This window comes from Brevundimonas sp. (assembly GCF_032017145.1).
GTDB lineage: Bacteria > Pseudomonadota > Alphaproteobacteria > Caulobacterales > Caulobacteraceae > Brevundimonas.
Genome location: NZ_DALZQC010000046.1, coordinates 1 through 23,990, shown reverse-complemented (window position 1 = coordinate 23,990; position 23,990 = coordinate 1). Strand labels below are relative to the sequence as shown.

General features: G+C 67.4%; 26 protein-coding genes and 2 tRNA genes. 16 read left to right on the top strand and 12 right to left on the bottom strand.

The features are described 5' to 3' along the window. The 3 genes from RTU05_RS09595 to RTU05_RS09585 all read left to right on the top strand — a co-directional run. Positions 1-276 (top strand): SPOR domain-containing protein (locus tag RTU05_RS09595; RefSeq protein ID WP_312597756.1); only part of this gene is annotated, 276 nt, incomplete at its 5' end. A 65-nt stretch (positions 277-341) separates the two neighbouring features. Further along, the gene (locus tag RTU05_RS09590; RefSeq protein WP_312597754.1) at positions 342-1,439 is read left to right on the top strand and encodes a PA0069 family radical SAM protein; all 1,098 of its coding nucleotides are present in this window, start codon (positions 342-344) and stop codon (positions 1,437-1,439) included. 43 nt (positions 1,440-1,482) lie between these two features. After that, positions 1,483-2,316, top strand: coding sequence for an alpha/beta fold hydrolase (locus RTU05_RS09585; protein WP_312597752.1), 834 nt, complete (start codon positions 1,483-1,485; stop codon positions 2,314-2,316). On the opposite strand, the gene RTU05_RS09580 is transcribed toward RTU05_RS09585, so the two are convergent. Together RTU05_RS09580 and RTU05_RS09575 are read right to left on the bottom strand one after the other, a co-directional pair. Continuing rightward, positions 2,313-2,720, bottom strand: a complete 408-nt coding sequence (locus RTU05_RS09580; RefSeq protein ID WP_312597750.1) for a hypothetical protein — start codon at positions 2,718-2,720, stop codon at positions 2,313-2,315. The genes RTU05_RS09585 and RTU05_RS09580 overlap by 4 nt on opposite strands. Before the next feature lie 7 nt (positions 2,721-2,727). Beyond that, positions 2,728-3,972: a class I SAM-dependent RNA methyltransferase gene (locus RTU05_RS09575; protein WP_312597748.1), complete on the bottom strand. Its 1,245-nt coding sequence runs from the start codon at positions 3,970-3,972 to the stop codon at positions 2,728-2,730. A 201-nt stretch (positions 3,973-4,173) separates the two neighbouring features. On the opposite strand from RTU05_RS09575, the gene RTU05_RS09570 reads away from it, so the two are divergent. Then, positions 4,174-4,839 (top strand): glycine zipper 2TM domain-containing protein, encoded by a 666-nt coding sequence (locus tag RTU05_RS09570; protein ID WP_312597746.1) that lies wholly within the window; start codon positions 4,174-4,176, stop codon positions 4,837-4,839. A 91-nt stretch (positions 4,840-4,930) separates the two neighbouring features. On the opposite strand, the gene RTU05_RS09565 is transcribed toward RTU05_RS09570, so the two are convergent. From RTU05_RS09565 to RTU05_RS09545, 5 genes are all read right to left on the bottom strand, one after another. Further along, on the bottom strand, positions 4,931-5,662 hold the full coding sequence (locus tag RTU05_RS09565; protein WP_312597744.1) for a TlyA family RNA methyltransferase: 732 nt from the start codon (positions 5,660-5,662) through the stop codon (positions 4,931-4,933). Beyond that, complete coding sequence (locus RTU05_RS09560) at positions 5,659-8,391, bottom strand: valine--tRNA ligase (RefSeq protein ID WP_312597742.1); 2,733 nt, start codon at positions 8,389-8,391, stop codon at positions 5,659-5,661. Before RTU05_RS09560 ends, RTU05_RS09565 begins: the two co-directional genes overlap by 4 nt. 77 nt (positions 8,392-8,468) lie before the next feature. Beyond that, positions 8,469-9,065 carry a DUF2497 domain-containing protein gene (locus RTU05_RS09555; protein WP_312597740.1) on the bottom strand — a complete coding sequence of 199 codons (597 nt, stop codon included), beginning with the start codon at positions 9,063-9,065 and terminating at the stop codon, positions 8,469-8,471. 174 nt (positions 9,066-9,239) lie between these two features. Further along, positions 9,240-10,775, bottom strand: a complete 1,536-nt coding sequence (locus RTU05_RS09550) for a TolC family outer membrane protein (RefSeq protein WP_312597739.1) — start codon at positions 10,773-10,775, stop codon at positions 9,240-9,242. Between the two features lie 137 nt (positions 10,776-10,912). Next, positions 10,913-11,542, bottom strand: a complete 630-nt coding sequence (locus tag RTU05_RS09545; RefSeq protein ID WP_312597737.1) for a protein-L-isoaspartate O-methyltransferase — start codon at positions 11,540-11,542, stop codon at positions 10,913-10,915. A 134-nt stretch (positions 11,543-11,676) separates the two neighbouring features. Between RTU05_RS09545 and RTU05_RS09540 the strand changes: the two genes are divergently transcribed. Continuing rightward, positions 11,677-11,750 (top strand) — tRNA-Cys (locus RTU05_RS09540). 46 nt (positions 11,751-11,796) lie between these two features. Here the strand turns inward: RTU05_RS09540 and RTU05_RS09535 are convergent. Beyond that, positions 11,797-12,621, bottom strand: coding sequence for an RNA methyltransferase (locus tag RTU05_RS09535; RefSeq protein WP_312597735.1), 825 nt, complete (start codon positions 12,619-12,621; stop codon positions 11,797-11,799). A gap of 49 nt (positions 12,622-12,670) precedes the next feature. Here RTU05_RS09535 and RTU05_RS09530 point away from each other — a divergent pair. The 7 genes from RTU05_RS09530 (at position 12,671) to mnhG (ending at position 18,989) form a co-directional block, all read left to right on the top strand. Continuing rightward, positions 12,671-12,745 (top strand) — tRNA-Asn (locus RTU05_RS09530). A 276-nt stretch (positions 12,746-13,021) separates the two neighbouring features. Then, positions 13,022-15,940 carry a monovalent cation/H+ antiporter subunit A gene (locus RTU05_RS09525; RefSeq protein WP_312597733.1) on the top strand — a complete coding sequence of 973 codons (2,919 nt, stop codon included), beginning with the start codon at positions 13,022-13,024 and terminating at the stop codon, positions 15,938-15,940. After that, positions 15,940-16,281 carry a Na+/H+ antiporter subunit C gene (locus RTU05_RS09520; protein ID WP_409411608.1) on the top strand — a complete coding sequence of 114 codons (342 nt, stop codon included), beginning with the start codon at positions 15,940-15,942 and terminating at the stop codon, positions 16,279-16,281. The genes RTU05_RS09525 and RTU05_RS09520 overlap by 1 nt, the downstream gene beginning before the upstream one ends. Then, positions 16,278-17,873, top strand: coding sequence for a monovalent cation/H+ antiporter subunit D (locus RTU05_RS09515; protein ID WP_312597729.1), 1,596 nt, complete (start codon positions 16,278-16,280; stop codon positions 17,871-17,873). Before RTU05_RS09520 ends, RTU05_RS09515 begins: the two co-directional genes overlap by 4 nt. Further along, positions 17,870-18,358, top strand: coding sequence for a Na+/H+ antiporter subunit E (locus RTU05_RS09510; RefSeq protein ID WP_312597727.1), 489 nt, complete (start codon positions 17,870-17,872; stop codon positions 18,356-18,358). The genes RTU05_RS09515 and RTU05_RS09510 overlap by 4 nt, the downstream gene beginning before the upstream one ends. Next, positions 18,355-18,636, top strand: coding sequence for a K+/H+ antiporter subunit F (locus tag RTU05_RS09505; RefSeq protein ID WP_045810222.1), 282 nt, complete (start codon positions 18,355-18,357; stop codon positions 18,634-18,636). Before RTU05_RS09510 ends, RTU05_RS09505 begins: the two co-directional genes overlap by 4 nt. Beyond that, the gene (gene mnhG, locus RTU05_RS09500; protein WP_312597725.1) at positions 18,633-18,989 is read left to right on the top strand and encodes a monovalent cation/H(+) antiporter subunit G; all 357 of its coding nucleotides are present in this window, start codon (positions 18,633-18,635) and stop codon (positions 18,987-18,989) included. The genes RTU05_RS09505 and mnhG overlap by 4 nt, the downstream gene beginning before the upstream one ends. Before the next feature lie 67 nt (positions 18,990-19,056). On the opposite strand, the gene RTU05_RS09495 is transcribed toward mnhG, so the two are convergent. Beyond that, the gene (locus RTU05_RS09495) at positions 19,057-19,806 is read right to left on the bottom strand and encodes a hypothetical protein (protein ID WP_312597723.1); all 750 of its coding nucleotides are present in this window, start codon (positions 19,804-19,806) and stop codon (positions 19,057-19,059) included. A 111-nt stretch (positions 19,807-19,917) separates the two neighbouring features. Here RTU05_RS09495 and RTU05_RS09490 point away from each other — a divergent pair, with 111 nt between their 5' ends. Both RTU05_RS09490 and RTU05_RS09485 read left to right on the top strand, forming a co-directional pair. Further along, positions 19,918-20,523, top strand: coding sequence for a TIGR00730 family Rossman fold protein (locus RTU05_RS09490; RefSeq protein WP_312597721.1), 606 nt, complete (start codon positions 19,918-19,920; stop codon positions 20,521-20,523). Between the two features lie 105 nt (positions 20,524-20,628). Further along, positions 20,629-20,922, top strand: a complete 294-nt coding sequence (locus RTU05_RS09485; protein ID WP_312597719.1) for a CC_3452 family protein — start codon at positions 20,629-20,631, stop codon at positions 20,920-20,922. 22 nt (positions 20,923-20,944) lie between these two features. On the opposite strand, the gene gltX is transcribed toward RTU05_RS09485, so the two are convergent. Next, positions 20,945-22,279, bottom strand: coding sequence for a glutamate--tRNA ligase (gltX, locus tag RTU05_RS09480; RefSeq protein WP_312597717.1), 1,335 nt, complete (start codon positions 22,277-22,279; stop codon positions 20,945-20,947). A gap of 104 nt (positions 22,280-22,383) precedes the next feature. On the opposite strand from gltX, the gene RTU05_RS09475 reads away from it, so the two are divergent. Beyond that, entirely contained in the window at positions 22,384-22,647 is a 264-nt protein-coding gene (locus RTU05_RS09475) for a type II toxin-antitoxin system VapB family antitoxin (RefSeq protein WP_248118983.1), read from the top strand. Then, complete coding sequence (locus tag RTU05_RS09470) at positions 22,644-23,039, top strand: type II toxin-antitoxin system VapC family toxin (RefSeq protein WP_312597715.1); 396 nt, start codon at positions 22,644-22,646, stop codon at positions 23,037-23,039. Before RTU05_RS09475 ends, RTU05_RS09470 begins: the two co-directional genes overlap by 4 nt. Before the next feature lie 25 nt (positions 23,040-23,064). Here the strand turns inward: RTU05_RS09470 and dksA are convergent, their stop codons facing one another. Both dksA and RTU05_RS09460 read right to left on the bottom strand, forming a co-directional pair. Next, the gene (gene dksA, locus RTU05_RS09465; RefSeq protein WP_248118981.1) at positions 23,065-23,499 is read right to left on the bottom strand and encodes an RNA polymerase-binding protein DksA; all 435 of its coding nucleotides are present in this window, start codon (positions 23,497-23,499) and stop codon (positions 23,065-23,067) included. Between the two features lie 179 nt (positions 23,500-23,678). After that, positions 23,679-23,990 (bottom strand): flagellar assembly protein FliX (locus RTU05_RS09460; RefSeq protein ID WP_312597713.1); only part of this gene is annotated, 312 nt, incomplete at its 5' end.

The following is a 23,990-nucleotide window of genomic DNA, read 5'->3' as shown; positions in this document are numbered from 1 at the left end:
CCCGCGCGGGAACCGGCGCGCACGGCCGCCCGCGCGCCCGCCGGACGCTGGGCCGTTCAGGTCGGCGCCTTCCGGGACGAAAAGGTCGCCAACGACTGGCTGACCGAACTGAACCGCCGCTTCCGCACCCAGTTCGCCGCCGCCGAGCGCAACGTCCAGACCGCCGGCGACTGGTATCGCTCTCGCTTCACGGGCCTGACCGAGACAGGCGCCAAGTCGGCGTGCGAGGCCCTGGCCGAACGGCGCGTCACCTGCATGGTGATCGGCCCCGACTGAACCGCCTGACTGCGCCGGAACAAATGTTCTTGCTTTGTTCCGGTCAATGACGCATGGTCCTTCCCATGGAAACCGCCAAGGGAAGAGGCGCGCGTTCGAATGCCACCGGCCGCTACGAACCTGAACAGCACCTGTCGTTCGACGACGGCTGGACGCGCGACGACGCCGAGGCCGCGCCCCTGCGCACCACCCTCACGCCGGAACACGCCCGCGCGATCATCGCCCGGAACGACAGCCCGGACATCGGATTCGACCGCTCCATCAACCCGTATAAAGGTTGCGAACATGGCTGCATCTACTGTTACGCCCGTCCGTCCCATGCCTGGATGGGCCTATCCCCGGGCCTGGATTTCGAGAGCCGCATCTTCTTCAAGCCCCAGGCCGCACGTCTGCTGGAACAGGCCTTCCTCGCACCCCGATACCGATGCAGGCGCATCCACATAGGCGGCAACACCGACCCTTATCAGCCGGTCGAGCGTGAACTGGGCTCGACCCGTTCGATCCTGGAGGTCATGCAGCGGTTCAACCATCCGTTCAGCATCATCACCAAGTCGGTGCTGATCGGGCGCGACGCCGACATCCTGGGACCGATGGGCAAGGCGGGCCTGGCCTCGGCCTTCGTCTCCATCACCACCCTGGATCGCGGACTGGCCCGCGCGATGGAGCCGCGCGCCTCCACCCCCGCTAAACGGCTAGAGGCCATTTCCAGACTGGCCGAGGCGGGCTGTCCGGTCGGCGTGGGGTTCGCCCCGGTCATTCCCGGCCTGAACGACCATGAACTGGAGTCGATTCTGGAGGCGGCCGCCAAGGCAGGCGCCACGCGCGCCATGTATGTGACCCTGCGTCTGCCGCTGGAGATCAAGGATCTGTTCCGCGAATGGCTGGCCGACGCCCGCCCGGATCGGGCCGCGCGGGTCATGTCGCTGATCCGCCAGACGCGGGGCGGCAAGGATTACGACGCCGATTGGTCCCAACGGATGAAGGGCACGGGCCCGGTCGCCGAACTGATCGGGGCGCGCTTCAAGGCGGCGGTCAAACGCTATGGACTGGATACGCCCCGCCGCCTGCTGGACGAGACGCAATTCCGCGTTCCCCCCGACGCTCGACCGCAGATGGATCTGTTCGACCTGCCGCAGACCGCCGCCGAAGTCAGGATTGCCTAACGGCCACGCTTGAGGTTAGCCTCCCTCATCCTGGGGGAATGTCATGATCCAACGTCTATCGGCGCTCGTCGGCATGGCCGCGCTTCTTTCCGGCTGCGTCGCCGTGGACGTGCCGGAAGGCGAGTTCTTCTATCCCGACGCGCGGGTGAAGGCCGAGAAGATGGTTCTTACGCCCGGCCCCGCCGTGCCGGGCGGCGAGACCCTGTCCCTGCCCTATGCCGGCGGCGCGGTCGCCGCGACGCGGGTCAGGACCGGCCGAGCGGATGCGCCCTTGATCCTGTACTGCGGCGGCAACCTGTTTCGGCGCGGCGTCAACGGGGCGGCGATGGCGCGCGAACTGGCGCCGTTCGGCGATGTGCTGATGTTCGACTATCCCGGATCGGGCGACACGCCGGGTCGGGCCGATTTCGCCAGCTACCGCGCCGCCGGAGAAGTCATCGCGGCCAGCGCCCGAGCCCAGGCCGATTCGGAAGGGCGCCGGCTGATCGCCTGGGGCCACTCTTTGGGCGGTCCGGTGTGCGCCGAGGCCGCACGCCTCATTCGCGCCGACGCCGTGGTGCTGGAGGCCACGACGCCCACCGCCCGCGCGGCGGTGGACCAGATGCTGGGACTGTGGCGGCCTCTGATCCGCGTTCAGATGGCCGACGCCCTGGCCGCCATCGACGTGCCGGCCACGCTGGACGGCTATCCGGGACGGGTCGTGGTGCTGGAGGCCGGGCGCGACCAGACCCTGCCGCCCGCGCTGAGCCGCACCCTGGCCAGGGATCTGGAGGCGCGCGGTGTAGACGTCCGGCGTCTGGTCTTCCCGCGCGCCGACCACGGCGACATTCCCGATCAGCCCGACTTCGCCGCGCAGGTCGCGGCCGCCCTGAGTTAGTCGTCGGCGGCCGAGGGGTCGATGGCGCGGGTCACCAGATCGCGCCAGGTCGGATCGCTGTCGTCGACCAGATCGACATCTTCCATAAGGGCGACCGCCCCCTCCCCGTCCGGCAAAATCAGGCCCAGGACCTCCATCTCCTCGCCGTCGGCGCCCAGATGGCTTTCGGCCTGGACCGCCACGGCCGCCTGCTCACCATCCTCGTCCCACCAGATCACCGGCTGCGGCAGGTCCATGACGATGGGGCGCGGGTCGTCGGTGTCGCCCAGTGCGAAGATGGCGCGCCGCGCCTGCACGTCGTCCAGGGTCGCGACCGCCCCGGTGAACGGCTTCAGCCGGCTCCAGTCGTCGGCGTCGAAACCGCCTCCGTCTTCCTCGCCAAGGTCGTCGGTCATCTGGGTCATGATCGTCCTATCGTCTGAAAACGCCGACCAGTTCGACATGGGCGGACCACAGGAACTGGTCGATCGGCGTGACCGTCTCCAGCCGGAACCCGGCGTCGATCAGGACGCGGGCGTCGCGCGCGAAGGTCTGGGGATTGCACGACACCCCCACGACGACGGCCGCCTTGGTCGTGGCGATCTGGGCTGTCTGTTCGACGGCGCCGGCGCGGGGCGGGTCGAACACGATGGCGTCGCACCCCTTCAGGTCATAGGGCGTCATCGGGCGGCGGAACAGATCGCGCGCCTCTGCCGCGATCGCCTTCATGCCCTTGGCCGAACCCACGGCGGACTTCAGGGCGTCGATGCCGGGCCTTGACGCATCGGCGGCAATCACGGGGGCGACCGTCGCCAGGGGGAAGGTGAAGGTTCCCGCCCCGCAGAACAGGTCCGCGACCTTCTTGGCTCCCTTCACCGCCGCGACCGCGCGCGATGTCATGGCCAGTTCGGCCGGCGGCGCCGCCTGCAGGAAACCGCCGGCCGGCAGGGCGACCGTCGCCGGTCCGAAAGCCACCATCGGCTGGCGCGCCATCACCAGGGTTTCACCCGCCAGGCTCAGTCGCGCCAGGTCGACCCGGTGCGCGGCCTGAACCGCCTGGGCGCGCGCGTCGGCGGACAGGCCGCCGCCCGAGCGCCGCTCCACGCCCGTCACATCGACGTCCAGCCCCGCCAGGGTCCAGGTCACATGCAGCGTCGGGGCGGATTTGGGATGTTCGAAGAAGGCCGCCGCCACCTGCGCCAGGGCGGGAATGGCCTGAACGATGCGGACATCCGCCACCGGACAGGCCGTGACCTCGACCAGCCGCCAGGATCGCCGCGCCTTGAACCCCAGCACCACGCGGCCGCCGGCGTCGCGCCGGGCATGAAGGGCCACGCGGCGGCGGCTGCCGGGCGGTGTGGCGATGGTCGCCTCGATCTCCGTCTCGATGCGCTCGCGCGCCAGGGCCAGACGCACCTGCTCGCGCTTCCAGTCCAGATAGGGCCCCTCGGCCCAGTGCTGCAGCGAACAGCCGCCGCAGTCGCCATATTGCGGCGAGACCGGCGCGATCCGATCCGGGCTGGGGGTGACGATCTCGACGCCTTCGAGCCGACCGTCCACGACCTGGCCCCGCACGGTTTCGCCGGGCAGGGTCAGGCCGGCGAACACCGGCCCCGCCGGCGTGCGGGCGACGCCGTCGCCCTGGCCGCCGACGCGGTCGATGATGAAGGTCTCCATCGCCGGGCTTCTAGCCGCCGCCGAAAGGCCGCTCAAGTCGCGGCGGCGTCCACCGCGCGCCGCTCGCCTGAAAGATGAACGAAGATGAACACAGCGCTCAAATGCCGTTCAGCTTCGCTGTCTTAAATCGGACTGCAACGAGACACGAGGCTTGCCGTTAACCGTTGACGGAAATCGTTCGGTCCTCGGAAGGGTTGAAAAATGCGTCTCTCCAAGTCTTCGCTCGCCGCCGCAGCCGCCCTGGCGCTCGGCGTCACCGCCGCCCCGATGGCGGCTTCGGCTCAGAACTATTACGGCTACGGCTACAGCCAGAACTACGGGACGGGCGCCTATGCGCCGTCCTACAACTACGGACGCGGCTACCCCTCCTACGACCCCTGCTCGCGTGAGCGTCAGGGCCGGACCGGCGCCGGCGCGGTGATCGGCGGCGGCGCGGGCGCCGTCATCGGATCGCAACTGGCCGCGCGCGGTCGTCGCACCGAGGGCAGCATCCTGGGCGGCGTGCTCGGCGCCGTGGTCGGCTCCCAGGTGGGCCGCTCCAGTTCCGACGCCTGCCGCAGCTATCAGAGCAGCTATGGCTCCGGCGGTTACTACAACCAGGGCTACAGCCAGCCGACCTACGGCTACTACGACAACCGCTATAAGGGCGATCAGGGCTATCGTTACGACGACTACGACCGCCGGTCCGACTACGCCTATGACAGCGGCGGCTACTACGACGACCGCTCTCGCCCGGTCGATTCCTATCGCAACTCCGACGGATGCCGCCTGGCCGAAAGCCAGATCCGTCTGCCCGATGGTCGCACGGACACGCGCTACGTCCGCACCTGTCCCGACCAGTACGGCCGCTATCGCGTCGTCGATTAATTTTCAGCCCCCCTGTCGATCGACGATGTGACGGGAGCCGCCGGAGGATCAGTCCTCCGGCGGTTTCTCTTTTGGGAAAACGCGCGTCGGATCAGTGGCGTGCGGCCCAGAGCAGGAACTCGATATTGCCGTCGCCGCCCGTGATGGGGCTGTCGGTCACGGCCTGAACCGCCCAGCCCAGGTCTTCCAGCCAATCACGTACGCGCTGCACGGCGGCGGCATGAGCGGCCGGATCCTTGACCACGCCCTTCTTGCCGACCGACCTGGGGCCATCGCCCTCGAACTGGGGCTTGACCAGGGTGATCAGGTCCGCGCCCGGCCCGGCCAGGGCCAGGGCGGCGGGCAGAACCTTGGCCACGCTGATGAAGCTGGCGTCGCAGACGATCAGCGACGGCGCCACGGGGATCAGTTCGGGCGTCAGGTCGCGGGCGTCGGTGCGCTCCAGGTTCACGACGCGGGGGTCGGCGGCGACGCTCGGATGAAGCTGGCCCGACCCGACATCGACCGCGAACACCCGCGCCGCGCCACGGTCCAGACAGACTTCGGTGAAGCCGCCGGTGGAGGCGCCCACATCCAGCACCGTGCGCCCCTCGACCGCCACCGGCCACAGGGTCAGGGCGTGATCCAGCTTCAAGGCGCCGCGCCCCACCCAGCGGTGGGCCGGTTCGGCCTGGATTTCCGCGTCATCGGCGATCTGTTCGGACGGCTTGGCGACCAGGCGACCGTCCGCCCTGACCCGCCCGGCCTCGATGGCGGCGCGGGCGCGGGCGCGGGTGTCGAACAGCCCGCGCGTGACCAGCAATTGGTCGATGCGGGATTTCACCCGATCTCGCTGAGGCGGGCCAGCGCCGCCTGCAGCTTGACCTTGCCCGCCTCGGCCTCGGCCAGTTTGGCGCGCTGTTCCTCAACCACGTCCGGTGCAGCGCGCGAGACGAAGTTGGGATTGCCCAGCTTCTTGTTCACATGGCCGATGTCGCTGTCGAAGGCGGCGATCTCCTTCTCCAGACGCGCCCGTTCGGCGGTCAGGTCGATGACGCCCGCCAGCGACAGGGCGATGGTCGAACCACCGGACACGAAAGTCACGGCCCCGGTCGGCGCTGCGTCCGCCGAACCCACCTCGGACACGCGGCCCAGGGTCAGGATCAGGTCGCGGTGACGGGCGATCCGCTCGGCGGCCACGGCGTCGGGCGCGACGAAGGCCAGCGGCGGCTTGGCCGACGGCGGGACGTTCATTTCGGCGCGCAGCCCCCGGATTTCCCCGACCAGATCGACCAGCCAGCCGATCTCGGCCTCGGTCGAGGCGTCGATGAAGGCGTCCGGCAGGACCGGCCATTCGGCGCCGATCAGCAGGGTCTCGCGCGCTGGTCCTTCCTTGCCCAGTTCGGCCCAAAGCTCCTCGGTGATGAAGGGCATGACCGGGTGCAGCAGCTTCAGCGTCTGATCCAGGGTCCAGGCCGTCATGGCGCGCGTCTCGGCCTTGGCGGCCTCGTCCGATCCCTGGAACACCGGCTTGGCCAGTTCCAGATACCAGTCGCAGAAGACGTTCCAGACGAAGCGATAAAGCGCCCCCGCCGCATCGTCGAACCGCCCGCCTTCGATGGCGTCCGACACGGCGCGTTCGGCCTTGGTCAGTTCGCCGCGAATCCAGCGGTTGATCGTCTGCTCGACCGTCGCGGGATCGAAGCCCTCGACGCGACGCGCCTCGTTCATCTGGCTGAAGCGGGCGGCGTTCCACAGCTTGGTGCCGAAGTTGCGATAGCCTTCGATCCGTTGCTTCGACAGCTTGATGTCGCGCGTGCCCGACAGGATGGCCATGGTGAAGCGCAAGGGATCGGCGCCCAGTTCGTCGATGATGCCCAGCGGGTCGATGACGTTGCCCTTGGACTTCGACATCTTCTGGCCCTTCTCGTCGCGGACCAGACCATTGATGATGACCCGCTTGAACGGAACCTCGCCGTCCATGAAGTGCAGGCCCATCATCATCATCCGGGCGACCCAGAAGAAGATGATGTCCGCCGCCGTGACCAGATCGCTGGTCGGATAGAACCGCTCCAGATCCTCGGTCTTCTCGGGCCAGCCCATGGTCGAGAACGGCCACAGGGCCGAGGAGAACCAGGTGTCCAGAACGTCCTCGTCCTGGGTCAGGGCGACCTCAAATTCATAGTCCGCCATCGCCTGTTCGCGCGCGTCCTCTTCCGTCTCGGCGACATAGATTTCGCCGTTCGGACCATACCAGGCCGGGATGCGGTGCCCCCACCACAACTGGCGCGAAATGCACCACGGCTCGATATTGCGAAGCCATTCGAAGTAGATCTTTTCGTACGACTTCGGCTCGAACACCGTGTCGCCCTGCTCCACCGCCTTCAGCGCAGGCTGGGCCAGGACCTTGGCGTCAACGTACCACTGATCCGTCAGCCACGGCTCGATGACCACGCCGGAGCGGTCGCCGTGCGGCACGACGTGTTGCGTTTTCTCGATCTCGCGCAGCCAGCCCTCTTCCTCGGCGCGGGCGACGATGGCCTTGCGCGCGGCGAAGCGGTCTTGCCCCACATAGTCCGAGGGCACGTCCGGCGTGTCGGCGTCGCTGATACGGCCAAAGGCGTCCAGAATGTTCAGCGAAGGCAGGCCCGCGCGCTTGCCCACGCCGAAGTCATTGAAATCATGCGCCGGCGTGATCTTGACCGCGCCCGAGCCCTTGCTCGGATCGGCATAGTCGTCGGCGACGATGGGGATGCGACGGCCGACGATGGGCAGGGTCACGAACTTGCCGACCAGACCGGCATAGCGTTCGTCATCCGGATGCACCGCCACGCCCGTATCGCCCAGCATGGTTTCGGGCCGGGTCGTGGCGACGACGATAAAGTCGCGCGTCTCCCATTCCGTCGCCTTGCCGTCCTCGTCGAAGGCGACCGGGTGTTCATAGGTCACGCCGTCGGCCAGCGGATAGGCGAAGTGCCAATAGGCGCCGTCCACCTCGCGCTGTTCGACCTCCAGGTCCGAGATGGCGGTCTGGAAATGCGGGTCCCAGTTCACAAGCCGCTTGTCGCGATAGATCAGGCCCTCCTTGTGCAGTTGCACGAAGACCTTGCGGACGGCGGCGTTCAACCCCTCGTCCAGGGTGAACCTCTCGCGCGACCAGTCGCATGATGCGCCCAGGCGGCGCAGTTGGCGCACAATGGTCCCGCCGCTTTCGGCCTTCCATTCCCAGATCTTCTCGATGAAGGCGTCTCGGCCCATGTCACGGCGGCCGACATTGCCGCCCGCCGCCAGCTGACGCTCGACCACCATCTGGGTGGCGATGCCAGCGTGATCGGTACCCGGCAGCCACAGCACCGCCTTGCCCTTCATCCGGTGATAGCGGGCCAGGATGTCCTGCAGGGTGTTGTTCAGCGCATGGCCGATGTGCAGGCTGCCGGTCACGTTCGGCGGCGGAATGACGATCGAATAGGCGCCCGCCGCCCCTTCCGTGCGGGGCGCGAACAGGCCGCTCCTTTCCCACTGGGCGTAAAGGCGAGGCTCGGCGGCCTGGGGTTCGAAGGTCTTCTCAAGCATTTGGGGTATCTCGGAATGCAGAAAGGCGGCCCCCTTCAGGAGCCGCCCCTCGGATTAGTCTGGGCTGAGGCGAAGGGCTAGGCGCTGCGCGCGATGCGTTCGACTTCCTTGCGTACCTGGGCCTCGACGATCGCCGGCAGATTGGCGTCCAGCCAGTCCTTCAGCAGGGGGCGAAGCATTTCGGCCACCATGGCCTCCACCGTATTGCCGCTGACGAAGGGCAGATCGCCGGTAGAGGGGGCGGGCGCGGGCTCCGGCTTCTTGAAGCTGGCGGCCAAACCGGCGAAGGCCGAGGCGGCGCTGGCGGCGGCGCTGTCGCCGACCAGGGTGTCGTAGCCCTGTTCCCGAGCCGGGGGGACGGCGGGCGGTTCGGGCGCCTGATAGGTTTCGGTCGGCGTCACATCCAGGTCGCCGATGGTCTCGACGGGGGCCGCATCGTAACGGTCGGTCAGTTCCAGCACGTCATCCTCCGCAGCCGGCGCGGGCTCGGGCTCGAACGGGGCGGCGAAGACGGTTTCGGCCGCGGCGGGTTCCGGCGCGGGTTCGGGCTGGACCTCGCCCTCGGGCGCTGCGGAGGCAGGCGTTTCGGCCGGGGCCTCGTCTTCGGAGATGATCCGGCGAATCGACGCCAGGATCTCTTCCATGGTCGGTTCCTGGGCGGACTGATCGGTCATGGCGCAACCTTGGGCGTGGCCTGGGAAGAAATTGGCTCACGGAACGATCCGCGCGCCGCGAACGGGACGACGCCAGACGACGGATCGTCTGGAATCTATGTGTTGTCGTCGCATCTTCGCCCGCTGGAATCAACGGGCGCGTTCGCAGCGGCCGGATCGTGGTCCGCCGGGGGATCAGGTCCGAGGAGCGGTGCGAACCACCTCGCCCTTCAGCTGGGCGTCGACGGGCGCGTCAGGCGCGTCCACTGTCCCGACGATGGGCGGCGAGGCCACGCGGTCCAGCGTCTCGATGACGCCATCCCATGGCAGGCCGCCGCGCCCCTTGACCCGATCATAGTTGGTGACGGGGTCATAGACTTCGACCGTCGGGTTCAGGGCCGGCCCGTCCAGCTGGCCCATGGCGGCCAGCAGCGAGGCGCGGGCGACATATTCGGCGGCGCGGGCGTTGGCGACGGCCGTTTGAGACGCGCGCAGCGTCACTTCCTGGTTCAGCACGTCCAGGGTGGTGCGCAGGCCGACCTGCGCCTCCTGGCGGACGCCCTCTGCGGCGACGGAGGCGGCGCGCACAGCCTCGGTCCCGGCCGTCACATTGGCGCGGGTCGATAGAACCTGCGCGTAGGCCGAACTGACATTCTGAAGCACGGTGCGACGTTCGCCCTCGATCGCCATCTGTGCGGCGTTGGCGCGCTCCAGCGCCTGGGCGACGCGCGACTGGTTCAGCCCCCCGGTGAACAGGGGCACCGACAGGGTGGCGCCGGCGGTGAAGCTGCGGCGGTCGGCCAGCTGACCCAGATCGCCCAGATCGTTGGACGATCCGCCATAGGAGGCGGTGGCGCGCAGCGACGGCATATATTCCGAACGGGCGGCGGCCACGGCCGCCTCGGCCCCCTGCAACTGATAGGTGGCGGCCAGGACGCCCGGATTGCGCTGCAGCGCCGTCTCCATGGCGACGTCGAAGTCCGTCGGCACGGCCGGCAGGGTCGGCGCGGCCTCAAGATCGGTCGGCGACTGGCCCACGACGGCGGCGTAGGCGGCGCGCGAGGTGGCCAGCTGGGCCTGGGCGTTGGCCAGATCGGCCTCGGACTGAGCCTGGGACGCCTCGGCCTGGGCGACGTCGGTGCGGGTGATCTCTCCCACTTCGAAGCGGGCGCTGGTCTCTTCCAACTGGCGTTGCAGGACGCTGAGGTTTTCCTGGCGGATGCGCAGGATCTCCATGTCGCGGGTCACGTTCACATAGGCCTGGATGACCGACAGCATGACCGACTGTTCGATCTGGCGCAGGTTCTCACGGCCGGCCAGGACGCCGGCCTGCGCCTGGTCGATGGCGCGGGCGGTGCGGCCGCCGGTCCACAGGTTCTGGCTGAGGCTGACGCCCAGATTGGCGCCCTGGGTTTCGGACGAGCTGGTCGAGATCTGGGTGTCCGGCACGCCGTCCCCATTGGTATCGACGAACTGAGTCACGGCGGGGAAGTCGCTGCGCGTATAGTCCACGCCCGCCGAGGCGCTGAGCGTAGGGCGAAGGCCCGACCGCGCCTGCACCACCGATTCGTCAAGCGCCCGCTGGGTGGCGCGCTGAGCCAGCAGGTTGGGATTGGTGCGATAGGCCAGGGCGATGGCGTCCTGAAGCGTCTCGGCCCAGGCCGGCGCGCCCAGGCCGGTCATCACGGCGACCACTGCGGCCGAAGCCAGCACACGCGAGCGTTTCAACATTGTCCGTCCTTGCCCGACGCCCCGAAAGAACGCCCGAATGTTTTCTCAAGCGTAACTGCGGCCTGACTGAACCACACGCCAGTTAAGTTTTCTTCACGGTTGCGGTCGCGCGATCCGTCCGCCGGCCGATCATGTTTCTACAGCGCGAAGGTAGGCGCCGGCGTCAACTCGGCAAGGACCGCCGGCGACGAATCGAACAGTTCGCGGCGCGACAGGCCCTCGGGCGTCTTGACGAACAGGGCCGCCTTGCCGATGGCGCCGCGACGTTCCACCACCACGACCCGCCCGCCGGGCCGCAAGGCGGCGCCCCACGATTCGGGCAGGGCCTGAACCCCACCCTCCGACACGATCAGATCCCAGTTCTCGCCTGTCGGCTGCGAAAGCGGCTGCACCACCGTCGCGACGCCTTCAGCGGCCAGGGCTTCACCGACCACGCCGAACACGGCTTCGTCCGACTCCTGGGCGGTGACGGTCAGACCCATGCGGGCCAGAAGGGCCGCGGCATAGGGGGCGGCGATTGCCAGGGCCTTCTCGCCCTCGCGCGCATCGGCGGCCTGCAACAGCTTGGCCACGTCGCGGGCCGGCATCAGGCGACGATCCCCGGCGATGGCCAAAGCTTCTTCGGAATAGGCGGCGAAGGCGCGATCCGGCGCGCAGTACCGCTCACGCGGCACGGCCATCATGGCCAGGTGAATCGCGCGATCCGTCACGTCGTTCACCCGCACCTGCGAGTCGACCATAGCCTTGCGCTCGGCGGTGAAATCCATCTGTGGGCAGCCTTCAACGATAATCCGGGAGGAAAACTCGCGCGCTTATAGTTCCGTGCGTTGCAGCGGACAATCCGATCTGATAGCGAACGCCCCTCGCGATGACCGCCCCCGAGAAATCGGGGACAAAAGGCGGCCTGATGGCGGAGTGGTGACGCAGAGGACTGCAAATCCTTGCACCCGGGTTCGATTCCCGGTCAGGCCTCCATCGCGATAGACGAACGAAGGCCGTCCCTCGGGGCGGCCTTTTCGTTTCAGAACTCCAGAGCCGTCGTCGTCAGATGATGCAGGGCCACGGCGCTGGTCGCGGCGACATTCAGCGAATCAAACCCGCCCGCCATGGCGATGCCTATGGGGCGGCAGCGGGCGATCACCGCCTGGGGCAGCCCCGGCCCCTCCGATCCCAGCACCACCGCGACCGGCCCCTTGCGGCGATAGTCCGACAGGCGCGCGCCCGCCGACGGGGTCAAGGCCAACACTTCGACGTCCGCCTGGGTCAGGGCGTCCAGGATGTCGAACGATTCGGCGACGGAGAACGGCATACGCAGGACCGCCCCGACCGACACCCGGATGGACTTACGATAGAAGGGATCGCAGCAGGTCGAATCCAGCAGCACGGCCCTGGCCCCGAAGGCGGCGGCGTTGCGGAACAGGCCGCCCATATTGTCGTGATTGCCGATGCCGCTGGCGATGACGAAGACATCGCCGGTCGCCACATCCGACAACAGGTCCTGCAACGGCGGGGGCGCAGGCTTCTCGCCCAAGGCCAGAATACCCCGGTGCAGTTCGAACCCGGCGATCCGATCCAGCACGGTCTGGCGCGCAACATAGACCGGAGCATCCGCCGGCAGCGCTTGGATTACGTCGTCCAGAGCCGCCACGCGCTTGTCCGCCAGCAGCAGCGACCGGGGCCTGCACCGCGACGCGCTGGAGGCCAGACCACGAACCACCACCTCCCCTTCCGCGATGAACAGCCCTTGGCGCCCTGTCAGATCGCGCTCGCGAATGTCGCGATAGGCGGCGACGCGCGGGTCCTCGGGGTCGTCGATAATTATCGGCTCGATGGTTCGATTTCCCATTGCAAGATCGGAACGCCCGCTGCTATACGCCCGCCTCCCGAGCAGATGTTCCGCAGTAGCTCAGTGGTAGAGCAGCCGACTGTTAATCGGCTGGTCGTAGGTTCGAATCCTACCTGCGGAGCCACTCTGGTGTAAAGGTCGACAGGTTCTGAAACCTCGACCTGAAAACTCTCAGATCGCTTGAGTATTCGGGTCTTCATTCATGAAGACCGCCAGACCATCGCCGCTCATTAGTCTGGCGAATGCGGGTGCGCGACGCTGCTTGATGTTTAACGTTGGCCAGAGCCGCGCTGTGGTGTCGCTTTGACGCGCCGCTTTTCGATCCGTAGGTGAGAACCTAGGCGAACCTTGAGCGTTCGCAAAAGCCCCCTGCGATCACCCGGAGAGACGCGCCGCCTCTATGTCCATCAGCTTTCTCCTTCTGATCATCCTGATCCTGCCCTTCATGGGCGCGATCGCCGCGGCCGGTTTGCCGCGCCACGCCCGCACGGCCGCCGCCATCCTGTCCTGGATCGTGGCCCTGGTCAGCCTGGGGTGTCTGGCGGCGCTGTGGCCGATGTTCCAGGACGGGGAGACGCTGAAGTTCGAGGTTCCCTGGCTGCCGTCGCTGGGGGTCAATCTGGTGCTGCGTCTGGACGGTCTGTCCTGGCTGTTCAGCAGCCTGATCCTGGGCATCGGCGCCCTGGTGGTGCTTTACGCCCGCTATTATATGTCGCCGAAGGATCCGGTGCCGCGCTTCTTCTCCTTCCTGCTGGCCTTCATGGGCGCGATGCAGGGCGTGGTGCTGTCGGGCAACCTGATCCAGATGGTCGTCTTCTGGGAGATGACCAGCCTCTTCTCCTTCCTGCTGATCGGCTACTGGCACCAGAATCCGGCGGCGCGCGAGGGCTCGCGCATGGCGCTGACGGTCACGGCGACGGGAGGGATCGCCATGCTGGTCGGCATGATCCTGATCGGGCGGATTGTCGGCAGCTACGATCTGGATGTCGTCCTGGCGTCGCGCGAGGCGATCCAGACCAGCCCGCTGTATATGCCCGCGCTGTTGCTGCTGCTGGCGGGCGCCATGACTAAGAGCGCCCAGTTCCCCTTCCACTTCTGGCTGCCGCGCGCCATGGCCGCGCCCACGCCGGTCAGCGCCTATCTGCATTCGGCGACCATGGTGAAGGCGGGCGTCTTCCTGCTGATCCGTTTCTGGCCGGTCTTCGCGGGAACGGAGAGCTGGTATCTGATCGTCGGCGGCATGGGTCTGGCGACCCTGTTGCTGGGCGCCTGGTGCGCCATCTTCCAGCATGATCTGAAGGGCCTGCTGGCCTATTCGACCATCAGCCATCTGGGGCTGATCGTCCTGCTTCTGGGGCTGGGCAGTCCGCTGGGCTGTATCGCGGCCATCTTCCACACGGTGAATCACGCCACCTTCAAGGCGTCCCTGTTCATGGCCGCCGGCATTATCGACCACGAGGCCGGCACCCGCGACATGAGAAAGCTGAGCGGTCTGTTCCGCTTCATGCCCTTCACCGCCACCCTGGCCATGGTGGCGGCGGCGGCGATGGCGGGGGTGCCCCTGCTGAACGGCTTCCTGTCCAAGGAGATGTTCCTGGCCGAGGCCGTGGCCAGCGTGAACACCCACGGCCTGAACCTGGTCCTGCCCGCCCTGGCCACCTTGGCCAGCGCGTTCAGCGTGCTGTATTCGCTGCGTTTTATTCATACGACCTTCTTCGGCCCGCCGCCGACCGAACTGGACCGCGTGCCGCATGAACCGCCGGCCTGGATGCGCCGTCCGGTCGAGGTGCTGGTGGCCCTGTGCCTGGTCGTCGGCATCTTCCCGGCCGTGACCGTCGGGCCGTTCCTGAAAAGCGCGGCGGTCTCGGTCCTGGGCTTCGACCTGCCCTATTACAGCCTAGCCCTGTGGCATGGGTTCAACCTGCCGCTGGTGCTGAGCCTGATCGCCCTGGGCGGCGGGGTGGCTCTGTATGTGGCGTTCGGGCGCCGCATCAACGCCAATCCGCGCGGCGGACCATGGGGCTGGAAGCGGCTGAACGGCGGCTGGCTGTTCGAACGCAGCATGACCGGCCTGTTCAAGGGTTCCGAGGCCGTGGTCCGCCTGTTCGGAGCCACGCGCCAGCAGCCGCAGTTGCGCGCCATCGTTCTGGTCGCCCTGCTGGCGGGCAGCCTGTCCGCGATCGGTGCGGGGCTGATCATCAGGCCGATCATGCCGACGCCGACCCTGGCGAACTGGGCCTTTGCGGGTCTATGGGCGGTGGGGGCCGGTTGCGCCGTCGCGGCGGCCTGGCAGGCGAAATATCACCGGCTGGCGGCCGTGGTGCTGATGGGCGGCGCGGGTCTGGCCAGTTGCCTGTCCTTCGTCTGGCTGTCGGCGCCGGATTTGGCCGTGACCCAGCTGCTGGTCGAGGTCGTCACCACCGTCCTGCTGCTGCTGGGCCTGCGCTGGTTGCCGAAACGGCTGGAGACCATCCGCCTGCCTCCGGCGATGGAGAAGCGTTCGCGTCGCCGTCGCCGTATCGACCTGATCGTCGCCGCAGCCGTCGGAACGGCCCTGGCCGCCATCGCCTATGCGGTCATGACCCGCCCGTCGGTGGAAGGGATTTCGCGCTTCTTCGTCGAACACGCCTACAAGGATGCGGGCGGGCGCAACATCGTCAACGTGATCCTGGTCGATTTTCGCGCCTTCGACACCTTCGGCGAGATCACGGTGCTGGGCATCGTCGGCCTGACGGTCTTTGCGCTGCTGCGGCGGTTCCGCCCGGCTGACGACACCCTTTCGGGACCTCGCCAGCAACGGGTTCAGAATGCGGCCGACAGGGAAAGGCAAGACCGTTCCGAAGGCGACACGCTGAAGGAGACCATGCTGATCCCGCGCGTCGTCATGCGCTGGCTGTTCCCCTTCATCATCCTGCTGGCCGTTCACCTGTTCCTGCGCGGGCATGATCTGCCGGGCGGCGGGTTCGCGGCGGGCGTGGCGCTGTCGATCGCCTTCGTGCTGCAGTACATGGCCTCCGGCGCGCGCTGGGTGGAGGAGCGGCTGGCGATCCGGCCTATCGTCTGGATCGGCGCGGGCCTGGTGATCGCAGCGCTCAGCGGCGTCGGGTCGTGGCTGTTCGGCTATCCGTTCCTGACCTCCTGGTTCCAGTATGCCGACCTGCCGATCCTGGGCCGCGTGCCCCTGGCCAGCGCGGTGGTGTTCGACCTGGGCGTCGTGGTTCTGGTGGTCGGCGCCACCGTCCTGACCCTGGTCGCCCTGGCGCACCAGTCGCTGCGCAAGCCCAAACAGAGAGACGCCGAGGCGGGAGAGCCGTCATGATGGAACTGGTTCTCGCCCTGGCCATCGGCGTTCTGGCCGGATCGGGCGTGTGGCTGCTGCTGCGCCCCCGCACCTTCCAGGTCATCATGGGGCTGTCGCTGCTATCCTATGCGGTCAACATCTTCATCTTCGCCATGGGGCGGCTGAAATCTGGCGCGCCGCCGGTGCTGGCGAGCGAGGTCTCCGATCCTGCACGCTACACCGACCCGACGCCCCAGGCCCTGGTCCTGACGGCCATCGTCATCAGTTTCGCCCTGACGGCCCTGTTCCTGGTGGTCATACTGGCGGCGCGCGGCATCACCGGCAGCGACCATGTCGATGGCAAGGAGCCTGACGCATGATCGACTGGACCGCCCATCTGATCATCGGCCCCATCGTCCTGCCGATGATCATCGCCTCGGCCATGCTGCTGATCGACGAGCGCCGCCGGACGCTGAAGGCTGTGCTCAGCCTCGCCGCCATGGCGGCCATACTGGTCATGGCCCTGATCCTGCTGCACGAAAGCGCCAACGGCGCCGTGGGCGGCGGCGACACGGCGCGGGTCTATCGCCTGGGGTCGTGGGCCGCGCCCTATGGCATCGTTCTGGTCGCCGACCGGCTATCGACGATGATGGTGGCCTTGACCAGCGTTCTGGGCGGTTGCGCCCTGATCTTCGCCCTGGCGCGTTGGGACCGGGCCGGGCCGCGTTTCCACGCCCTGTTCCTGCTGCTGATCATGGGGGTGAACGGCGCCCTGCTGACCGGCGACCTGTTCAATTTGTTCGTCTTCTTCGAGGTCATGCTGGCCGCGTCGTATGGCCTGGCCCTGCATGGCTCGGGCGAGGCCAGGGTGCGGGCGGGCGTCATCTATATCGCCGTCAACCTGACCGCCTCCCTGCTGTTCCTGATCGGCGTCAGCCTGATCTATGGGGTGACCGGCACGCTGAACATGGCCGATCTGGCGCTGCGCGCGCCGGCTGTCGCAGCGGGCGACCTGGGCCTGTTCCACATCGGGGCGGCGGTGCTGGGCACGGCCTTCCTGGTCAAATGCGCCATGTGGCCCCTGGGCTTCTGGCTGACCTCGACCTATTCGGCGGCCAGCGCGCCGTCGGCGGCGGTCTTCGCCATCCTGTCCAAGGTCGGGGTCTATGTGATCATCCGCCTCAGCCTGCTGCTGTTCGGCGCGGGGGCCGGCGCATCGGCCGGGTTCGGCCTGACCTGGCTGATGGTCGGCGGCCTGGCGACCATCGCGTTCGGCACCTTCGGCCTGATCGCCTCACGCGATCTGTCGCGCGCCGCGGGCTTCGGGGTGATGATCTCTTCCGGCACCGTGCTGGCGATTCTGGGCGTTGGGGATACGGCGGCCCTCAGCGGCGCGCTGTTCTATCTGATCGGATCGACCCTGGCCTGCGCCGCCCTATTTCTACTGGCCGAGATTCTTCAGCGCGGGCGCGAGGCCGACGTTGGCGAGGCCCGCGCCGTCTTCGACGACGAATATCGCGATCCGTTCGACGACGAGGAACGCAACGAGCCCGGTCTGGTCATTCCGGCGGCCGTCGCGGCTCTGGGCGGAGCCTTCCTGATCTGCACCCTGATGGTGGCGGGCATGCCGCCCCTGGCGGGCTTCGTCGGCAAGCTGTCGATGATCGACGCCTTGGTCCGTGTCGGCGGGCCGGCGCAATGGGCGCTGACGGCGGTGCTGTCCGTCTCCAGCCTGGGCGCCCTGATCGGCCTGACCCGTCTGGGCGTCGGCGCCATCTGGACCCGCGACGAGGATGCGCCGGCCCCGGTGGTGGGCGCGGCGGAACTGACGGCCGTCGCCGGCCTGCTGGGCGCCTGCGTCCTGTTGGCGGTCTTCGCCGGGTCTGCCCTGATCTATACCGATCATACCGCCGCCTGGCTGGCCGAGCCGCAGGGCTATATCCACGCCGTCCTCAGTGGAGGCGGCAGATGAGACGCATCCTGCCCTATCCTGTCCTGTCGCTGGGCCTGTTCGTCGCCTCGATCCTGCTCAGCGCCTCTGTCGCGCCGCCCTCCCTGGTGCTGGCGCTGCTGCTGGCCCTGGTGGCGCCGATCATCATGCTGGCGCTGGGCGTGGATCGTGTGCGGCTGAAATCGCCACGCGCCATGATGCGGCTGGCCGTCGATGTCATCGGCGACGTGGTGCGCTCCAACTGGGCGGTGTCCCATATCATCCTGGGGCGTCGGCGGCATGAGCGCACGTCGGGCTTCATCCATATTCCGCTGGATTTGCGCGACCGATACGGTCTGGCGGTGCTGGCCATCATCATCACCTCGACGCCCGGCACCCTGTGGGTCGAATATGAAGCCGCCACCGGCCGCCTGTCGCTGCATGTGCTGGACCTGGTGGACGAAGAAACATGGGTGCGGCTGATCAAGGACCGCTACGAGCGCCGGCTGATGGAGATCTTCGAATGACGGCGGCGGTGCTGACCTGGGGCCTGGGGCTGGCCCAGCTGATGCTGATCTGCGCCATGGGCCTGGCGGCGTGGCGGATCATCCACGGCCCGCGCGCCCAGGATCGCGTTTTGGGCATGGACACCCTTTATCTGAACGGCATGCTTCTGGTCGTGGTGTTCGGGATCCGCACCAATAGCCAGCTCTATTTCGAGGCCGCCCTGGTGATCGGAATGCTGGGTTTCGCCGCCACCGTCGCCCTGGCCAAGTTCCTGATGCGCGGCGAGGTGATCGAATGATCCAGGCTGACATTCCCGCGTGGCTCGCCTTCGTCGTCGTCGGTCTGGCGCTCGCCGGCTCGACCCTGTCGCTGCTGGGCGCGGTCGGTCTGACGCGGTTGAAGACCTTTTACGAGCGGGTCCACGCCCCCACCCTGGGCGCGACGCTGGGCATGGCGTTGATCCTGCTGGCGTCCATCGTCTGGTTCACGACGGTCGAGCGGCGGTTCATGCCGCGTGAAATCCTGATCGGCCTGTTCCTGACGGTGACGACGCCGGTGACATTGATCCTGCTGGCGCGCGCCGCCCTGTTCCGCGACCGCACCGAAAACGGCGAAGGTAAAAAGAAGCCCGACAGGGGGCTGCCGGGCTGAAACAAGGTTCGGTGATGGCGTCCCTGAGGACGAGCCCCATTCGTTAACCGAATTGGTTTCCCAAGCCTTAACGACCTGCGCGATCCGGCAGCCAGGCGCTTTGATGTCCGCCTGGCGCCACGTGCCAGACAATACGCCATCCCTGGCCCGCCCGAGAGATGGTGAAGCCGCCGTTGCCCGCGTCGCCCGGATAGTCGAAGGTCTGGCCGTCCACGGTGATGGCCACGCCCCCCGCGCGACCGACCATGGCCCGCCATTGGCCCTGCGGAGCCGGGGCGGCGTTGGCTTCAGCGCCGCCGATCGTGACGATCGGCGCCTTGGGCCCGGCCGGTCCCGAGACGACCAGGGTCGAGCCGTCCGAATCGACGGCGTTCAACACGCCCGACCCATCCAGTCTGACGGTCGGTTGACCGGCGGCGATCAGGGCGACCGGCCCTGCCCCGCCCTGGATCACCACCAGCGTCTCGGGCGAGATGGCGGCGTCCTCGCCCACCTGAACCTCAGGCGTCAGGCGCACGTCGCCCTGCAGCGGCGGCAGTCTGAGTTCGAAACGCCCTGCCGCATCCGCATTGACCGCCACCGCCGCCACATCCGCCGCCCGTAACACCACGCGGGCGTTGGGGTCGGCCGCGCCGCGCACGATCAGCACCGGGCCGTCGCGCATCACGCCGTCGATCATGGGCGGCCGCACCCAGGGGGAAGCCTTCTCCGCCCCGGCCGGCCCGGCCACCCCGCCATCGCTGCGCGAACAGGCCGACAGCGCCAGACTCGACGCTGCAAGGCCCGCGACGATCGTTACGCTGATCCGACGTTTCATCCTTGGCCTCGACGATATAGGACTGGCGACCCAGCGGCTCGCGCTGGTGTTAGCGCGAGCGCCGCCGGTTTGGCCATGGGCCAGGCCGGCATTCGTTTTGTTCGAGGCCCCATGTCCCTGCCCCCCGTTTCGTTCCTGCCCTTCGACGGCTCTTCCGTCTGTCTGTTCTGCGGCGCCTCCGAGACCGCCGATCCCGCCTATACCGAGGCGGCCTACGCCTTCGGCCGCGCGACCGCCCAGGCGGGCTGGCGGCTGGTCTATGGCGGCGGCGGCGTCGGCCTGATGGGGGCGTCGGCCCGCGGCGCGCACGAGGCGGGCGGCCGGGTCGTCGGCATCATGCCGGCCTTCCTGCGCAGCCGCGAACGGCTGTTCGACGAGGTCGAAACCGTCGTCGTCACCTCGATGCACGAGCGCAAACAGCTGATGTACGATCAATCCGACGCCTTCGTCGTGGCGCCCGGCGGCATCGGCACGCTGGAAGAGGTAGTCGAACTGCTGTCGTGGAAGCGGCTGGACCTGCATCACAAGCCGGTCGTCTTCCTGAACCTGAACGGTTTCTGGGACGGCTTCTTCGCCCTGATGCGTCACAGCGTGGACGAGGGCATGACCCCGCCGTCCTTCCTGGACGCCTGGACCGTCGCCGATACGGTGGAGGAGGCGATGCGGCTGATCCAGTCGCCCGAAGCCGCCGAGCCGCAGAAACATGATCGTCGGTAAGTGATCGACGCTTACATTCGCATCCCTACGTATTGACAGTTTTTATCCGAAACTGACATTGGGGCGCAGCGGCAAGACGCCGTTCTTCTTATCGGAGAGTTTTTCATGCGCGCCCTGCTTATCGCCGCCGCCCTTCTCGCCGCCGCCCCGGCCATGGCCCAGGCTCCGGCCGCCACCAGCCTGACCCTAGCCGATCCGGCCAAGGCCCCCGCACGCGCCACCATCATCGACGGCGCGCGCTGGTTCTGCGAAGGCGCGACCTGCACCGCCTCGGGCGGCACGGAACAGCCCGCGACGCGCGCCTGCCGCCGCGTGGTTCAAAAGTTCGGTCCCGTGACCGCCTTCTCCTACAGGGGCGTCGCCCTCAGCGCCGACGAACTGGCCGTCTGCAATGCTTGACGTCGGCACGGCTTGAGGCGGCTCAGGCCGCCTCGCCTCTCAGGCGCCGCTGGATGGTCTCACGGCCGATCAGCGGCGCCAGGGCCGCCATGTCCGGCCCATGCGCCTGTCCCGTCAGCGCCAGACGCAGCGGCATGAACAGCGCCTTGCCCTTGGCGCCGGTTTCAGCCTTCACCGCATTGGTCCAGGTCGCCCAGGCCGTCTCGTCGATGACGTCCGGCAGCAGACCAGCGGCCCTGTCGATGAAGCCCGCGTCCTCGATGACCGGCTGGATCGGTCCCTGAACGATTCTCGCCATTTCAACGACGTCGCCGAACTTGTTCAGATTGCCGCGCACCACGGACCAGAAGGTCTCGCCAAGGTCCACGCCCAGCGCCTGAAGCCGAGGCTTGGCCGTGTCGTAATCCATGACGTGCAGCGCCTGGGCGTTCAGCCGGTCCAGATCCGCCGTGTCGTAGCGCGCCGGCGAACGGCCCATCTTGGAGAAGGCGAAGCCGGCGCCCAGCGCTTGGATCGAAGCGCCGACCTCCAGCGGATCGGATGTGCCGATCCGACCCAGGTGGCTGGTGATTGCGATGGGCTCATAGCCCTGGTCGCGCATGTCGCTGATCGACAGCGATCCCAGACGCTTGGACAGGGCTGCGCCATCCGCGCCGACCAGCAGCGGCATATGGGCGAAGCCGGGAACAGCGGCCCCAAGCGCCTCGAAAATCTCGATCTGGGCGCCGGTGTTGGTGACGTGATCCTCGCCCCGAATGATGTGGGTGATGGCCATGTCGATGTCGTCCACCACCGACGGCAGGGTGTAGAGGAACAGGCCGTCCTCGCGGATCAGCACGGGATCGGACATGGAGGCGGTGTCCACCTCGGCATGACCGCGCGCCAGGTCTTCCCAGGCGACCCGCTTGCCCTCCAGCTTGAAGCGCCAGTGCGGACGACGGCCTTCTGCTTCGTAGGCGGCCTTCTGTTCGTCCGTCAGGTCCAGGGCGGCGCGGTCGTAGATCGGCGGCAGGCCGCGTGACAGTTGCACCTTGCGACGACGGTCCAGTTCGTCGGCCGTCTCATAGGCGGGATACAGGCGGCCCGAAGCCTTCAACCGTTCCGCCGCCTCTTCGTATCGATCAAACCGCTTGGACTGGTTGTAGCGCTCGTCCCAGAGCATTCCCAGCCAGGTCAGATCGTCCTCGATCCCCTGTTCGAACTCCGGCGTCGAACGCGCCAGATCGGTGTCGTCGATACGCAGCACGAACGATCCGCCCTGCCCCTTGGCGAACAGCCAGTTCACCAGGGCGGTGCGGACATTGCCGACGTGCAGCTTACCCGTGGGCGACGGGGCGAAACGAACCTTGACGGACATGGGAAGACGACCTTGAAAGCGAGGCGGCTAGGTCGCGCCGCAACCCGGCGAAGTCAAGGCGCGGGTTGGATTGCGGCCATCGTCATGATAGATTCCGACCAATCATGAACGCACCTGTACAGATCAGAAAGCCAGAGGTCGTCGAGCGGTTGCGCGAAATAGCGCGCCTGGAAGGCAGGTCCATTACCGACTTGGTCGAAGACATGGTCAGGGAGCGCGACGAGCGCCTGATTGCCCGACGCGAGGCAGAGATCGAGGCCAAGCTCGCAGCCGTCGAAGAAATCGTGGCGCATTTCAACAGCCTGCCGATCATCGGCCCCCTGCTCACCGACGATGACCTCTACGACGAAGACGGCCTGCCCAAATGATCGTTGTGGATGCCTCCGCCTTGGTTGCGGTGCTTCTCCAAGAGCCGGAAAGCATGGTGTTCCGTCGGATGATGGCGCGCGAAAAAGACTTAGCCTTGTCTCCTGTCGGCTATTGGGAAGCTGCGACCCGTCTTAGGTCGCTACGCGGCGAGCCCGGTTTAGTAGATTTGGATCTCGTGATCGCTAAGCTGGGCATACGGATCGCCCCAGCCACCTCGCGAACGGCATCCTTGGCTGCAAGCGCTGAACGAGACTTCGGCAAGCGAACGGCCGCCAAACTCAATCTCGGCGACTGTTTCGCCTACGCCCTGGCCAAGGAAAGCGACGCCCCATTGCTGTTCAAGGGCGACGATTTCGGCCGAACCGATCTGACGCCCGCCCTGACCGACTGATCGGGCCGACTGATCGGGCCGACGATCAGTCGTCGCGGTGAACGCGCTCGCGGCGTTCGTGCCGTTCCTGGGCCTCGACCGACAGGGTCGCGGTAGGGCGGGCTTCTAGACGACCCAGGCCGATGGGCTCGCCCGTGTCCTCGCAATAGCCGTAGGAGCCGTCCTCGATCCGGCGCAGGGCGTCGTCGATCTTGGAAATCAGCTTTCGCTGGCGGTCACGGGTGCGCAACTCCAGCGCACGGTCGGATTCGGACGAGGCCCGGTCCACCAGATCGGGGTGGTTTTCAGTCTCGGCCTTCAGATTGACCACCGTGCCCTTGGACTCGCGAAGGATGTCTTCCTTCCAGTCCAGCAGCTTCTTCTTGAAATAGGCCTGCTGCCGTTCGTTCATGAACGGCTCGTCGTCGGACGGGCGGTATGGGCCGGATTCGTCGGTCACAACGGACGCCAAAGCGTTCATCGATCTCACGCTCTCTAACACGCCCCCCTGTGGCGCAGATGGCCGTATAGTCAGCCTGACGAGTCGCGGCAACGCGGTTCTCGATTCCGTGATGCAAATAAGGCGAACGACCTAGCCAGAGTGACAAATGTCACTCACCCCTCAAGCTTAGCCGTCTGACATCTGTGGATTTTTCGGCGTCAGCCGCGCGGACGACGCATTTCCGCCTTGGCCAGTTCGACCGAGGCGCGCAGGTCGATCTGGTCCAGCACGGCGTTCAGGCCCGGATCGCCGTCATCGGTGCGCTCCTCGCGCAGGCTGCGGGCCAATCGATCCAGCGAGACCGCATCCGCATCACCGTCGAGAAGCGCCAGTTTCAGTTCGTCCAGGCGATCCAAGAGGCCGCCGCCGCGACGGATCGCACGACGCCGACGCTCCAGCGGCCCCTCCACCCCTTGCAGCGCCATCAGGGCCGAGACGTCCGACACGCCGCTGGCGGCGGCGCTGGCCGT

What these genes read in the sequence shown, in the direction of transcription:
- RTU05_RS09590 (WP_312597754.1), top strand. Translation starts at nt 342, where the DNA reads ATGGAAACCGCCAAGGGAAGAGGCGCGCGTTCGAATGCCACCGGCCGC.
- RTU05_RS09585 (WP_312597752.1), top strand. Translation starts at nt 1,483, where the DNA reads ATGATCCAACGTCTATCGGCGCTCGTCGGCATGGCCGCGCTTCTTTCC.
- RTU05_RS09580 (WP_312597750.1), bottom strand. Translation starts at nt 2,720, where the DNA reads ATGACCCAGATGACCGACGACCTTGGCGAGGAAGACGGAGGCGGTTTC.
- RTU05_RS09575 (WP_312597748.1), bottom strand. Translation starts at nt 3,972, where the DNA reads ATGGAGACCTTCATCATCGACCGCGTCGGCGGCCAGGGCGACGGCGTC.
- RTU05_RS09570 (WP_312597746.1), top strand. Translation starts at nt 4,174, where the DNA reads ATGCGTCTCTCCAAGTCTTCGCTCGCCGCCGCAGCCGCCCTGGCGCTC.
- RTU05_RS09560 (WP_312597742.1), bottom strand. Translation starts at nt 8,391, where the DNA reads ATGCTTGAGAAGACCTTCGAACCCCAGGCCGCCGAGCCTCGCCTTTAC.
- RTU05_RS09555 (WP_312597740.1), bottom strand. Translation starts at nt 9,065, where the DNA reads ATGACCGATCAGTCCGCCCAGGAACCGACCATGGAAGAGATCCTGGCG.
- RTU05_RS09550 (WP_312597739.1), bottom strand. Translation starts at nt 10,775, where the DNA reads ATGTTGAAACGCTCGCGTGTGCTGGCTTCGGCCGCAGTGGTCGCCGTG.
- RTU05_RS09545 (WP_312597737.1), bottom strand. Translation starts at nt 11,542, where the DNA reads ATGGATTTCACCGCCGAGCGCAAGGCTATGGTCGACTCGCAGGTGCGG.
- RTU05_RS09535 (WP_312597735.1), bottom strand. Translation starts at nt 12,621, where the DNA reads ATGGGAAATCGAACCATCGAGCCGATAATTATCGACGACCCCGAGGAC.
- RTU05_RS09525 (WP_312597733.1), top strand. Translation starts at nt 13,022, where the DNA reads ATGTCCATCAGCTTTCTCCTTCTGATCATCCTGATCCTGCCCTTCATG.
- RTU05_RS09520 (WP_409411608.1), top strand. Translation starts at nt 15,940, where the DNA reads ATGGAACTGGTTCTCGCCCTGGCCATCGGCGTTCTGGCCGGATCGGGC.
- RTU05_RS09515 (WP_312597729.1), top strand. Translation starts at nt 16,278, where the DNA reads ATGATCGACTGGACCGCCCATCTGATCATCGGCCCCATCGTCCTGCCG.
- RTU05_RS09510 (WP_312597727.1), top strand. Translation starts at nt 17,870, where the DNA reads ATGAGACGCATCCTGCCCTATCCTGTCCTGTCGCTGGGCCTGTTCGTC.
- RTU05_RS09505 (WP_045810222.1), top strand. Translation starts at nt 18,355, where the DNA reads ATGACGGCGGCGGTGCTGACCTGGGGCCTGGGGCTGGCCCAGCTGATG.
- mnhG (WP_312597725.1), top strand. Translation starts at nt 18,633, where the DNA reads ATGATCCAGGCTGACATTCCCGCGTGGCTCGCCTTCGTCGTCGTCGGT.
- RTU05_RS09495 (WP_312597723.1), bottom strand. Translation starts at nt 19,806, where the DNA reads ATGAAACGTCGGATCAGCGTAACGATCGTCGCGGGCCTTGCAGCGTCG.
- RTU05_RS09490 (WP_312597721.1), top strand. Translation starts at nt 19,918, where the DNA reads ATGTCCCTGCCCCCCGTTTCGTTCCTGCCCTTCGACGGCTCTTCCGTC.
- RTU05_RS09485 (WP_312597719.1), top strand. Translation starts at nt 20,629, where the DNA reads ATGCGCGCCCTGCTTATCGCCGCCGCCCTTCTCGCCGCCGCCCCGGCC.
- gltX (WP_312597717.1), bottom strand. Translation starts at nt 22,279, where the DNA reads ATGTCCGTCAAGGTTCGTTTCGCCCCGTCGCCCACGGGTAAGCTGCAC.
- RTU05_RS09475 (WP_248118983.1), top strand. Translation starts at nt 22,384, where the DNA reads ATGAACGCACCTGTACAGATCAGAAAGCCAGAGGTCGTCGAGCGGTTG.
- RTU05_RS09470 (WP_312597715.1), top strand. Translation starts at nt 22,644, where the DNA reads ATGATCGTTGTGGATGCCTCCGCCTTGGTTGCGGTGCTTCTCCAAGAG.
- dksA (WP_248118981.1), bottom strand. Translation starts at nt 23,499, where the DNA reads ATGAACGCTTTGGCGTCCGTTGTGACCGACGAATCCGGCCCATACCGC.